Source organism: Anaerophaga thermohalophila DSM 12881 (assembly GCF_000191885.1).
GTDB classification, from domain to species: Bacteria; Bacteroidota; Bacteroidia; order Bacteroidales; family Marinilabiliaceae; genus Anaerophaga; species Anaerophaga thermohalophila.
In genome coordinates this window covers 1-12,359 of record NZ_AEWI01000081.1, presented here as the reverse complement: position 1 = coordinate 12,359, position 12,359 = coordinate 1, and the positions used below count along the sequence as shown (strand labels likewise).

Here is a 12,359-nt window from a genome sequence, read left to right as displayed (position 1 = left end):
TGCAGTATAAAAAGCATATTTTTGTCAAAATCAAGGCATTTTAAATTTTGTACCGGAGTTAACCCGTTGTCAATGAGGATTCATCCGTATAAAATTTATTTTTAAGGTCGGATGGAACTCGCATCCAAGAACTTATACATATTCTGATTGTGGCAAATCTTTGCCATGCTCGTTTCATAAATTTAAAACAACAAAGATGCTTTTTAGACTGGACCCATCCATAAATCTAATGATCTATTTGTTGGTTAGAATAAAATTCACCGACTGCACTGTCTTCAGGCATTCAAGCGAAATCTATACCCACCGGCAGGCAGGCATCGGACAAACAACATAAGACAATTTTATAATGATGAAGAAGGCAATAATTATAGGAGCAGGACTTACCGGACTTTCAACAGCCTGGAACCTGAAAAAAACGGGATGGCAGGTTACTCTTCTGGAACGGGACCTTAGAACCGGAGGTGCCATTCGTACTTATCGCGAAAAGGATTTTATTTTTGAAAGCGGCCCCAACACAGGTATGATTTCCCATCCGGAAGTTGCCGAACTCTTTGAAGAACTGGGCCCGGACATTGAGATAGAACCGGCCAATGAAGATGCCAAACGGCGGCTGATATGGAAAAACGGGCGCTGGCACGATCTCCCGTCAGGTCTGAAAGGTGGTATCACTACTCCCCTCTTTTCATGGAAAGACAAATTTCGTCTGCTTACAGAACCCTTCAGAAAACCAGGAAAGGATCCCGATGAAACGCTCGACAAGCTGGTGAAACGGCGAATGGGAAAAACATTTCTCGATTATGCTGTCGACCCTTTTATTCTTGGCATTTACGCCGGCGATCCGTCACTTTTGGTGACCCGCTATGCTTTACCAAAACTCTACAATCTTGAGCAAAACTACGGCAGCTTCATCAAAGGCAGTTTAAAAAAACAAGCCGAAAAGATGCAGGAAAAAAAGCACGATCCGCAACTCTATAAATATCACCAAAAGGCTACCAATGAGATGTTCTCCATGTCGGGAGGCCTGGATACCCTCATCAAAGCACTTACCAACAAGTTTACCGATGACGAAATTCAGCTTGGTTGTCACAAATTAACTGTATGCCCGGCGGAAGACCATTACACGGTAAAATTCGAACAGCATGGAGAAATTAAAACGATGACAAGCCAGGCAGTAATAACTACCACAGGCGCCCACGAAATACCTTCAATACTGCCTTTTTTAAGAGATGACGAAAAACAAAAAATCAACAACTTGTTGTATGCCCGTGTTGTGCAGGTTTCGGTAGGTTACAATGAATGGCGCGGCATCCCGTTGCGGGCCTTTGGTGGTTTGGTACCTTCTAAAGAGCATCGCGACGTTCTCGGAATACTCTTCCTTTCGTCATTCCTGAAAAACAGAGCGCCCAAAGGTGGTGCATTGCTCTCGGTTTTCCTGGGAGGCGTTCGCAATCAGGACATAGTTGATCTTAAGGACGAAGATATCAGGAAACTCGTCCTCCCGGAACTGCAAAGAATGTTGATGACACCCGACAGCCAACCTGACCTGATGCGCATCTTCAGGCATAATCACGCCATTCCGCAATACAGCACAAGCACAGGAGAACGACTGGAAGTTGTTAATAACATCCAAAAACAATTTCCCGGTCTGATAGTGGGTGGCAACCTGCGTGACGGCATCGGAATGGCCGACAGAATCCGCCAGGGCTTTACCATAGCAAGGGAATTAAACGAACTGTATGCAAAAAAAGAAGAACCATCAATAACCTGAAAAACAAATCAATTGAGTAGAAATTCACAGCGGGGCATCTCTACTCTGAACATTTTTTATACAAAAGCTTTTGTGATTTCAATAAAACACCTAATTTTGCAACCGCTTTCACCCATATATAATTTATTTATTAAGGTCGGATGGAACTCGCATGATTGAGTTTTATACATGTTCTTTTGTAACAAACCTTGTCATGCTCGTTTCATCAGGAAACACACGGTTTCCAAAAAAAGAAAGCAATCAATCAATTATCGGAGAGGTGGCAGAGTGGTCGAATGCGGCGGTCTTGAAAACCGTTGACCTTCACGGGTCCGGGGGTTCGAATCCCTCCCTCTCCGCAAAAAAGAAACCATCCTTTTTTAAGGGTGGTTTTTTTTATACATTACATTACCGCCTCCCATAAATTTATCAGTTAACTAAACCCCGGGAATTTCAAAAAATATTCATATATTAGACTTACCCGAAACCGGGAAAAAGCACCATCCGACTTTAAAAATAAATTTTATACTGATGAACCGAGCATGACAAAGATTGTCACAAAAGAACATGTATAAACACCATCTAACCTCTAATAATCAAAAAAACCAAAAACAGGGAACAGATTCTTCGTCGTTGCCTCCTCAGAATGACATTAGACAGTCTATTATTCTGAGCGGAGCGAAGAATCTAACCGCTAATTATCCAATACCAGTTAAAGTATGATAAGCTTCATTGGTACAATAACTTAGACTAATTTTATACAGATGAAACGAGCATGGCAACGTTTTCAACAACAGAACATGTATAAGTTCTTGCATGCGAGTTCCATCCGACCTTAATAAAAAAATTATATACGGATGAAACTAGCATGAAATGATGAATGGTTGAGTGCAGTATAAAAAGCATATTTTTGTCAAAATCAAGGCGTTTTAAATTTTTGTACCGGAGTTAACTTATTGTTAATGAGGATGCAAAAATTTAAAACAACAACGAGTTTGGCAACAAAGATGCTTTTTAGACCGCGCTCAAATCTCTTAAAGATAAAATATCCGACACCGTGAATTCTGAAAAAACCAACGCACTAATTGAATAAATAATAAGCCAATTTCTATGCAGCAAAGATTTACCATTCTAATCTCATTCTTTTTAATAATCATCGGATTAACAAATCATACATTCGGGTCTCCAAATAAATTAAGCTCATTCCGGATCGATTCTGTTGATATCTATAATGCTCCCTTTAAACTGGCTCCGCTAAAAGCAGAACAAGAACCTTTTTTCACTCAATCAGTACTATCACCCAACGAAACAATAGAGCTGAATGTAACGGTTTCAACAGATAAGATAAGTTACTCGATAAACAAAGACAATATTGAGATTATTTCCCAATCAGGATTGGACATTGCTTTGACTACAGGTAATCTGATAAAAGGCCTGACACTTGAAAATTATCTTATTGACGAAACAAGTGAAATTCTGACACTTCCAAGTGGTGAAAAAAATGAAGTTTTAAACCATTACATTGAACTAATTTTGAATTTTAAAAATGCATCAAACCTGAAGTTTGATCTTATTTTCAGAATCTACGACTATGGCGTGGGGTTCAGATATCATTTCCCTGAGAATAATGCCACGTCAGAAATCAGGCTGAACAATGAATACACACAATTCAATTTGAATCATCAATATACTGCCTGGAGGGAAACATATAATGAAAGAGGATATACGCCTTCGCCAGTCAACGATCTGCAATCACTAATCCCTTTAACATTGACATCCGATAATTTCGCTCTGGTAATCAATGAGGCCGGAAATGACGGTTATGCCAGAATAGCCCTGCAGGGAACAGGCAATGTACTTCAATCCTACTTCATAGGAAGCACCCGTAACCATACACTGCCGTTTCAAACACCATGGAGGTACGTTCAGATTGCCGAAAATCCCGGAGGATTGATTGCAAATAAGATGATGCTTTACGGCTTAAACAACAATGACTATGACCCTTCTGCCTATAACTGGGTAAAACCGGGTACTGTATTTCGATGTGTCACGCTAACAACAGAAGGAGCACTTGAAGCTATTGATTTTTGCCATGATTTAAACATTGATTATATGATGTTTGATGCCGGCTGGTACGGTTTGGGCTACGGGCAATCAAATGAAAATAACCCGGCTTCTGATCCAATGAATGTTATTGACGAAATTGATATGCCTACAGTTTCAGGATATGCCCGGGAAAAGAAAGTAGGAATCATTCTTTATATTAATAAAGTTGCCTGGTATAACTATGACAATCAAGCGATGTTCGATCTTTACGAAAGCTGGGGAATCAAAGGACTAAAACTGGGGTTTATGGACGGTTATTCAGCCAATGGTATCAAAAAAATTTATGACATAATCACAGAGGCAGGCCAGAGAAAAATGGTCGTGAATGTCCATGATAACTTTCGTCCAACAGGAATGATACGAAAATACCCGAATCTTTTAACAGCTGAAGGCGTCAGGGGAAATGAATATACGTCAACACATTCAGGGAATCATACTACTCTAATCCCCTTTACACGCATGTTGACGGGTGCAACAGATTACACGATTTGCTACAAGGAAAGTGAAGTCGATTATCCATCAAAATTAATAACTACCAGAGGTCACCAGTTAGCCTTAAGTGTGGTAAACTTCAGCCCACTTCAACATATAATGTGGTACGGACACCCTGCAAATTACAAGGTTCCTTTAGAAATTGAACTTTTTTCATTTCTTCCTGTCACTTGGGATAACTCGAGGCTTACTGCCGGTAGAATGGGCGAATTTGTTTCCTACGCGAGGAAAAAAGATGATAAATGGTTTTTGGGCACCTTGAATAACTCTCTAGCAAAAGATGTTGTGATCCCAATTGATTTTCTGGAACCAAATAAAAACTATGAAGTAACTATCTACCGGGATAAAGCTCCTGCAACCATTGAAAAAATTATAAGTACCCTTGATGAATTAAAAGAAAACGGAACAGTAACCTCTGATGAATTGTCGATGTCATTAGACGATAACGGAGGTGAAGTCGTAATTTTCACAGAATTAGGGGATGCAACAGCAGTTAACATTTCGAAAAAATACGAGCAAGATTTGTCATTATTCCCCAATCCGGCCGATAATTTTGTCTGGTTCCACTCCAATTTATTATCTGGTACTGAAGTCATCGCAAAAATATATTCACTTAAGGGTCGGAAAATGCTTTCCAAAAAATTAATTGTAGAATTTGCCGGAACTAAACTCAACGTATCTAACTTACCAAATGGAAGTTACATTTTTGTTATTGAAAATGAAAATATAAAAATGAACAAAGTTCTGGTTGTAGAACACTGATATTCAAAATATAATATTAATCCATATTTTTTATTCGCACAAAATTTACTTCAGTTATTGGTCGAATGGAACTCATGATGAATCGTAACATCGGCGTCAGCCAATTTTGGTCATTCCCTTTTGAAAATTTGGCCCTCCAAAATTCATGTTCGTTTCATCCAAAAAAACTAATTTGTTAAAAGTTGGATGTAATTCGCATGCATGAATTTCTACATATTTTTAATAGTAGAATACCTTGCTATACTCGTTTCGAAGCATATTAAAAACCAATGACTACTTCCTGACAACAAAAAAACCAAACAATTCTAATTTTACCTTTTATCTTGCAAGCCTGTTACTAATAATGAAAATTTAAACTTAATCCCGGGAATTTCAAAAAATATTCATATAATAGGCATAGCCGAAACCGGGAAAAAGCACCATCCGATCTTAAAAACAAATTATATACTAATGAAAAACAACGCATTCACACTCATTTTGTTAATTCCTCTGCTGATGGCATGCAACCAACCACAAAATCAGCTTACGCAGGAAGAAAAAAGCGAAGGTTGGCAGCTCCTTTTTGACGGTTCCACAACCAATGGATGGCACATGTTCAACGGGCCGGATACGATTACCGGGTGGATTGTCGAAGACCAATGTCTTATTGCCCTGGGCAAAGGTGGTGATATTGGCGGAGATATTGTTACCGACCGCCAATACAAAAACTTTGAACTCAAGTGGGATTGGAAAATCTCGCCACAGGGTAACAGTGGTGTAATGTACCATGTTATTGAAGATGAACGGTTTGGAGCGCCATACCTGACAGGTCCCGAATACCAGATGATTGACGATCTTGACTTCCCCCAGGAACTGGCCGACTGGCAGCTCACAGGTGCCGATTATGCCATGTACCCGGCCGACCCCGAAGCAAAAATCATAAAGCCGGCGGCCGAATGGAATACATCACGCATCGTCTTTGACAATGGTCACGTGGAACACTGGCTCAACGGTGCAAAAATTGTAGAGTTTGAAGCATGGAATGATGAATGGTTCAAGCTCAAAAACAGCGGTAAGTGGGAAAATGCACCTGAATACGGTCAGGCACGGAAGGGACTTATCTGCCTGCAGGATCATGGCAGCAAAACCTGGTTCAGAAATGTGAAAATCAGAGAACTTCCCGACAAGCCACAATCTTTTGATCTTTTCAACGGGACTGACCTCCATGGATGGAAACAATACGGCGATGAAAAATGGTACGTGGAGGATGGCGTTATAGTAGCAGAAAACGGCCCCGAAAAAAAATATGGTTACCTGGCAACCCGCCGGTATTTCGATGACTTCGACCTGACACTGGAATTTAAGCAGATCAGGAATGGCAATAGCGGACTGTTCTTCAGAAGTATGCTGGAAGACACCAAAATTAGTGGCTGGCAAGTGGAAATTGCTCCTCCGGGCAAAGACACCGGGGGTATATATGAATCGTACGGTCGTGGCTGGCTTGTCCAAATACCACAAGAAAAAGAGGATGTACTCCAATATGGTGAATGGAATACCCTCAGGGTTCGTCTGGAAGGCTCAAAAGTCACCACCTGGCTTAATGGTGAACAAATGGTAGAACTGAAAGATGAAAAAATAGGCCAGGCACAAGGTCGAATAGCCCTGCAAATCCATGACAATGCCGATATCAAAATATTATTCCGGAATCTGAAGTTAGATGAATTGTAATCAACTGGGACGCGCAGTCGCGCGTCCCTACTCATATCAAAAACTCAAGACCTTCCAGTCCTCCTTCAAATAACCGGTAAGCGGCTGTCCCATGGGAATAACCTCAATTCCCAGCTTTTCAAGTTCGCGTGTTACGCCATATTCTCCGGCACATACACTGCATGCCTGAACTTTGACGCCGGCTTCCATCAGTCCTTTTACTTTCTCCTGCAACGAATCATCCGAGGCCAATAGTTTAGTGGATGGGCCCCATACCACCAAAACAACATCATCGAACCACCTCTGCATTTTGGCGCCCTGAGTATACATCAAAACCACCTTTTCTGCAACCTCTTTGTCCCCGCTGGTCCATAATACTGCTATTTTCTCTGATTTGCTCATAAATTTTTACTTTTATACAGGGTTTGCTAAATAACACTCTGATAATTAGTGCTCGTCTATAAACTCGAAAAAATTTTCACAATATGTGTGTCTGTTCAGAAAGTGCCGGTTACACAACTTTCGAAGCCGCACCTCTTTAATAATAAAACATAGAGGTAGACGGTATGGTGATGCCACCAACCAGCATCGCCGGAAGTTTAACCATAATGTTCTTATAAACAAATCCGGCATATAAGTGTTTAAAAATAGATCACTTAGCTTCCGCTACGTTGTCAGGACAGACCTTGAAGGGAATGATGTGAATTGATCGGCATTACGCCTCCATGGTGTTGGTCAACGCGCCTTCGTTTGGCAACGCAGCGCCAAGATATTATTACCCGGGAGCGCCGCGAAACGCGTGGGCGCGCATCATCATTAAATTCAGAGATAAATAATTCCCTCCAGATAGGTGCGGGCCCTGCCTCCTATTTCAACCCGGTCGCCAAGGTACCTGCACTTCAGGTCTCCTCCCCTCTTCGACACCTGCCTGGCAGCCAGTGTATCATTTCCAAGCCGATCGCTCCAGTATGGGATCAGAACGGTATGCGCCGAGCCGGTGACAGGGTCTTCGGGAATCCCAAGCCGGGGAGCAAAAAAACGGGATACAAAATCGAATTCGCCATCCGAGCGGGAAGTGATAATGACCCCCTCGGCATCGAGCTTCTTAATCATATCCATATCAGGAACAACTTCTCTCACATAGTTCTCATCGTCAAAAACGACCAGGAAATCGGCCTTCCCTTTCAAAACTTCAACAGGATTACGATCAAATGCTTTTAATAAACGTTCATCTCTTTCCACCGTTTCCGGCTTATCAGACGGGAAATCCAGAAGATAGTAATCGCCTTCTGTCCGAACAGAAAGATCACCACTCCGGGAACGAAAACGAATCATTTTCCCCGAATAGTCGAGATGATTGTACAGCACATGAGAGGTAGCCAAAGTGGCATGTCCACAAAGATTAACTTCTACCGAAGGCGTAAACCAGCGAATGTGATAACCGTCATCTTCGGGAATAAAAAAAGCCGTCTCCGACAGATTGTTTTCCATGGCTATCTGTTGCAGCACATCATCCGGAAGCCACTCGTGAAGAGGCACCACAGCAGCAGGATTGCCGCCAAAAACCTGATTGGTGAAAGCATCCACCTGTAAAAGAGGTAATTTCATATTATTAGTGTTGTCAGTATCTTATCTCTAATTTTGTTGTATTTTTTTGGCACAAATATTTATAAATGGCTGCGCCATTTGTAGTTTGTATCACCGAATTTACGCGAATTAACGCGAATTTAGTCGCATCTTTGATGCGACAGTCATTCGTGTCATTCGTCTCATTTGTTGACAACAAAAAATAATTGCGTAGCACTTAGCTAATCCGACAAATTATGACTTTAGCTTTTTAGTTATTTTTGGCACTGGCATGTACAGGTTAGGATTGTTAAGCGAAATCTTCCCTCGCCGGATTAAAAACATCAATCAGAGTACCGGCTTCCAGGCAAACCACGCCATGAACTTCATCAGGCTCAACATAAAAGGCATCTCCCGCACCCATTGTTTGAGTTTCATTTCCAACCGATACCTCGAAACGCCCCGAAACAATATATGACGTTTGCCGGTGCGGATGATGGTGTGCCTGACCAATTGCACCATCCTCAAAATCTACCTGAACCATCATTATTGCCCTGTCGTGTCCCAATATCTTACGGGATAATCCATCACCCAAATTTTCAGCTGGTAGCTGTTTGCCTTTAAAAAATTTTGATAGTGTCATACCATACATTTGAATTTGGTAATATTTGGTAATATTTGCTATAAACGTCCCTTTTTACAAACGTCAGAGCCCGGAACCACGAAAAGGTTATTCTCAAAGTCACACCCCCTGGGCGGGATTCAGAGTGGCCTCGCAGTTCCTCCTTTTTGATGGGTACCATAATAGGTTCTCATAAACTTATTATCGCCGATATCACGGTAATTACACCGGTAAAAACATTAACCACTACAATAACACGTTTAAATTTTTCTGCATTAACCAATGCTGCAAGTTTATTCCCGAGTGAAGAGCCCAAAAACAACAACGGTGTGTAATACAATGATAGTCGAAGTGAATCGCCAGGAATCATCCCCTTCGCATAAAATCCTGCCAATGCAAAAAACGAACTAAACACACTGAACCATGCAAAAATCCCCCTGAAAAGATCCTTATTGTAATTCTTCCGGCTCATCGCGATCACTAACGGTGGACCGCCAAGTGAAACGCTTCCCGATAATATGCCACTCAGAAAACCCGCGAAGAAAACCGGCTTATCCCGAAACCGCCTGGCCAAAGGAATGCCTGACAGCATCTTTAAAGACAAAAAAATCAATGTTACGCCGATTATTATGCGCAAAACCTCTTCATCCAGATAGTCCAGAAGGTAAATTCCAAGCGGTATGCCGCCAAGACTGGCCACAAACATCGGGATAAAATAATACCACGAGATACGTTCCCTTATTTTCAGCAAAAGAATTACACTTGTTATCAGGTTGAATATGGTCATAGCCGGAACCAAAACCTTCACGGGATAAATCAGAGAGAGAAAAGGGATCGCCAATAATGCAAAACCAAACCCCGTCATCCCCTTCAATAATGATGACATCAGTATCACAACTCCACTCACCACAATCAGCAATACAGTCAATTCACCCATAATTGCATTTCTCCTTTATTACTTTCATTACGCTTAACAATATCGCAAAATTCCCGCAAAAAGCGTTCCCAATTAACCTTTTTAACAGTAGATGATTAGATTCTTCGCTTTACCCAGAATGACACACTTTTTTGAACAGCCTTAGCCTCAACCGAACCCCGAACTCAGAACTCAGAACACCCAACTCCAAAACCAAAACCAAAACCAGGAACAAGAAACTATAAATCCGAAAACTACTTCTACCACTCTTTCTCCGCTTCGCGATTATTCTCTACCCGCCTGATGACCTGATTGTCTATTCGACTAATTTCTCCCACGCCGGCACAACTTCAATTTCGTACGTATTGACAATTATTTTGTCCTTTTGAGAAAATGTAACAATAGTCCCTTTAGAAAAATTGAAATAACGCATTGCCTCCACAATGCCTTTTACTTCTCTGTCCAAATTGTCAGGCGTTAATTCATAACAAACCTGAATGATCTCCTGAACAACACCTCCCTTAAAGGCCAGAAAATCACATTCTCCTTTTCCTTTATGATCCAGATAGTATATTTCTTTATATTTTCGTCGCAAATGCAGAAATATCAAGTTTTCAAGTCTCCGTCCCCTGTCCTGCTCCGGCTTCTGCGAAACATATTCCGGCATTCCCGGATCAATTGCATACACTTTTTTGGGATTAATGAGTTGTGCTTTTTCTGAATGGCTGAACATCGGGACAAAGAAAAACAAATACGATAGCTCAAGATGCGAAAACCACGTCAGAATTGTGCTGGTAGCTCCTATCGATAGTGGTTGTTTAAGTTTTGTTGCAGTTATCCGGTTACCTACATTGGCAATCAGAAAAGCCGCCAGCCGCTGCAAGCTCCTTATATCTTTAATTCCATAACGGGCAACAATATCACGCATGATGATGTCATCAAAAAGTGTTATGAGCTGCTCTTCATCTTCTGTTTTTAAATATTCAGGAAAACCACCATTTAACAAATACTGGTTCAAACTATTTACAGTAGGACCCGTTTTTTTAAACCTCAGAAACTCTTGATAAGAGAAGGGGAAAAGCTCCCTTGTAATATGCCGGCCCGTCAGTTTAGTCCCCGATTCCAGACTAAGAAGCGCTGCATTAGATCCGGTAACAATAACTTTCAATCCTTCGTCAAGCTTTTGGCGTACAAATATTTCCCATTTATCAACAAGCTGAATCTCATCGAGGAAAAGCATTTCAGCTTTCCTTTTGCCAATAATTGCATCCAATCTTGAAAAATCATTCAAAGAAAAGCCATAAAGTAACGGGGATTCAAAGTTGAGATACAGGATTTTGTCATCATTCATTTTGTTTATCATCTGTAACATCAGGGTACTTTTTCCACACCGTCTAATCCCTGAAATTATAAGGGCATGTGACGATAAACTCTTCATCTCAGGTAATACCTCCCTTGGGAGCCCTCCGTCAAGATTTCTGAGGCGTGTTTCCTGCTGTTTTATAACTTGTTCCAATGTGCTTTGAAGTATCATCCTAATAAATTATTTATTTAACAGATCGATGAGTGCAGTATAAAAAGCCTATTTTTGTCAAAATCAAGGCGTTTTAAATTTTTGCACCGGAGTTAACTTATTGTTAATGAGGATGCAAAAATTAAAAACAACAACGAGTTTGGCAACAAAGATGCTTTTTAAACCGGGCTCTTAAAACACTGAATTTATTTTTTACACAAAATGCCCATATAATACAAATACCTGACTCAAAAAATTATTCTTAAATTTATAGCCTGTAAAAATACAAATTTGTTTGGTATAATCAAACAGATTTGTATTCTATCAAAATAAAAATATAGAATGATCAATGGCAGAAAAGGTTGAGGCTGAGATTGAGGCTGAGATTGAGGCTGAGATTGAGGCTGAGGTTGAGGTTGAGGTTGAGGTCGAGGTTGAGGTTGAGGTTGAGGCTGAGGGGGAGTGTTCAAAAAACTGTGTCATCTCCTTTTTCAATGCCTTCCGCCCGGAAGCCGTAGGCTGAAGGGCGAAAGGCTTATCCTCAGCCTTAGCCTTATCCTTATCCTCAGCCTTAGCCTTAGCCTTAGCCTTAGCCTTATCCTTATCCTTATCCTTATCCTTATCCTCAGCCTCAGCCTCAGCCTCAGCCTTAACCTTAACCTTAGCCTTAACCTTAACCTTAGCCTTAACCTTAGCCTCAACCGAACACGCAACTCCAAAACCAAAACCAGGAACAAGAAACTATAAATCCGAAAACTACTTCTACCACTCTTTCTCCGCTTCGCAATTATTCTCTACTCGCCTAATAGCTTAACAAGTCACTTGAAATTTCCGTGTTAATGAAGTAACTTGTAAAATGAAACGAGCATGGCAAAGATTGCCGTAATAGATTATCAGATTTTTAGATATAAGATTTAAGATGAAATGAACATAGATAGGTTTTCCACAA

9 protein-coding genes and 1 tRNA gene are annotated in these 12,359 nt (G+C 40.9%); 5 read left to right on the top strand and 5 right to left on the bottom strand.

All coding sequences use genetic code 11. The features are described 5' to 3' along the window. The first annotated feature begins 349 nt into the window (after positions 1-349). From hemG to ATH1_RS0115330, 4 genes are all read left to right on the top strand, one after another. The gene (gene hemG / locus ATH1_RS0115345; RefSeq protein ID WP_044115430.1) at positions 350-1,768 is read left to right on the top strand and encodes a protoporphyrinogen oxidase; all 1,419 of its coding nucleotides are present in this window, start codon (positions 350-352) and stop codon (positions 1,766-1,768) included. A 253-nt stretch (positions 1,769-2,021) separates the two neighbouring features. Beyond that, positions 2,022-2,106: transfer RNA gene (locus ATH1_RS0115340), tRNA-Ser, on the top strand. 751 nt (positions 2,107-2,857) lie between these two features. Beyond that, positions 2,858-5,107: a glycoside hydrolase family 97 N-terminal domain-containing protein gene (locus ATH1_RS0115335; RefSeq protein ID WP_010423607.1), complete on the top strand. Its 2,250-nt coding sequence runs from the start codon at positions 2,858-2,860 to the stop codon at positions 5,105-5,107. Between the two features lie 450 nt (positions 5,108-5,557). Further along, the gene (locus tag ATH1_RS0115330) at positions 5,558-6,814 is read left to right on the top strand and encodes a 3-keto-disaccharide hydrolase (RefSeq protein WP_010423606.1); all 1,257 of its coding nucleotides are present in this window, start codon (positions 5,558-5,560) and stop codon (positions 6,812-6,814) included. A 36-nt stretch (positions 6,815-6,850) separates the two neighbouring features. Here the strand turns inward: ATH1_RS0115330 and ATH1_RS0115325 are convergent, their stop codons facing one another. The 5 genes from ATH1_RS0115325 to ATH1_RS0115305 all read right to left on the bottom strand — a co-directional run bounded on the left by ATH1_RS0115325 (position 6,851) and on the right by ATH1_RS0115305 (position 11,431). Next, a complete protein-coding gene (locus tag ATH1_RS0115325) occupies positions 6,851-7,195 on the bottom strand; it encodes a DsrE family protein (RefSeq protein ID WP_010423604.1) in 345 nt (114 codons plus the stop codon). 420 nt (positions 7,196-7,615) lie between these two features. Then, the gene (locus ATH1_RS0115320; protein WP_010423602.1) at positions 7,616-8,401 is read right to left on the bottom strand and encodes a PhzF family phenazine biosynthesis protein; all 786 of its coding nucleotides are present in this window, start codon (positions 8,399-8,401) and stop codon (positions 7,616-7,618) included. A gap of 268 nt (positions 8,402-8,669) precedes the next feature. Further along, positions 8,670-9,002 carry a cupin domain-containing protein gene (locus ATH1_RS0115315; RefSeq protein WP_029164166.1) on the bottom strand — a complete coding sequence of 111 codons (333 nt, stop codon included), beginning with the start codon at positions 9,000-9,002 and terminating at the stop codon, positions 8,670-8,672. A gap of 169 nt (positions 9,003-9,171) precedes the next feature. Next, entirely contained in the window at positions 9,172-9,918 is a 747-nt protein-coding gene (locus ATH1_RS0115310) for a sulfite exporter TauE/SafE family protein (protein WP_010423598.1), read from the bottom strand. Between the two features lie 295 nt (positions 9,919-10,213). Continuing rightward, the gene (locus tag ATH1_RS0115305; RefSeq protein ID WP_010423596.1) at positions 10,214-11,431 is read right to left on the bottom strand and encodes an ATP-binding protein; all 1,218 of its coding nucleotides are present in this window, start codon (positions 11,429-11,431) and stop codon (positions 10,214-10,216) included. A gap of 328 nt (positions 11,432-11,759) precedes the next feature. On the opposite strand from ATH1_RS0115305, the gene ATH1_RS21510 reads away from it, so the two are divergent. Beyond that, on the top strand, positions 11,760-11,933 hold the full coding sequence (locus ATH1_RS21510; RefSeq protein WP_010423594.1) for a hypothetical protein: 174 nt from the start codon (positions 11,760-11,762) through the stop codon (positions 11,931-11,933). The last annotated feature ends 426 nt before the right edge of the window (positions 11,934-12,359 follow it).

What these genes read in the sequence shown, in the direction of transcription:
- hemG (WP_044115430.1), top strand. Translation starts at nt 350, where the DNA reads ATGAAGAAGGCAATAATTATAGGAGCAGGACTTACCGGACTTTCAACA.
- ATH1_RS0115335 (WP_010423607.1), top strand. Translation starts at nt 2,858, where the DNA reads ATGCAGCAAAGATTTACCATTCTAATCTCATTCTTTTTAATAATCATC.
- ATH1_RS0115330 (WP_010423606.1), top strand. Translation starts at nt 5,558, where the DNA reads ATGAAAAACAACGCATTCACACTCATTTTGTTAATTCCTCTGCTGATG.
- ATH1_RS0115325 (WP_010423604.1), bottom strand. Translation starts at nt 7,195, where the DNA reads ATGAGCAAATCAGAGAAAATAGCAGTATTATGGACCAGCGGGGACAAA.
- ATH1_RS0115320 (WP_010423602.1), bottom strand. Translation starts at nt 8,401, where the DNA reads ATGAAATTACCTCTTTTACAGGTGGATGCTTTCACCAATCAGGTTTTT.
- ATH1_RS0115315 (WP_029164166.1), bottom strand. Translation starts at nt 9,002, where the DNA reads ATGACACTATCAAAATTTTTTAAAGGCAAACAGCTACCAGCTGAAAAT.
- ATH1_RS0115310 (WP_010423598.1), bottom strand. Translation starts at nt 9,918, where the DNA reads ATGGGTGAATTGACTGTATTGCTGATTGTGGTGAGTGGAGTTGTGATA.
- ATH1_RS0115305 (WP_010423596.1), bottom strand. Translation starts at nt 11,431, where the DNA reads ATGATACTTCAAAGCACATTGGAACAAGTTATAAAACAGCAGGAAACA.
- ATH1_RS21510 (WP_010423594.1), top strand. Translation starts at nt 11,760, where the DNA reads ATGGCAGAAAAGGTTGAGGCTGAGATTGAGGCTGAGATTGAGGCTGAG.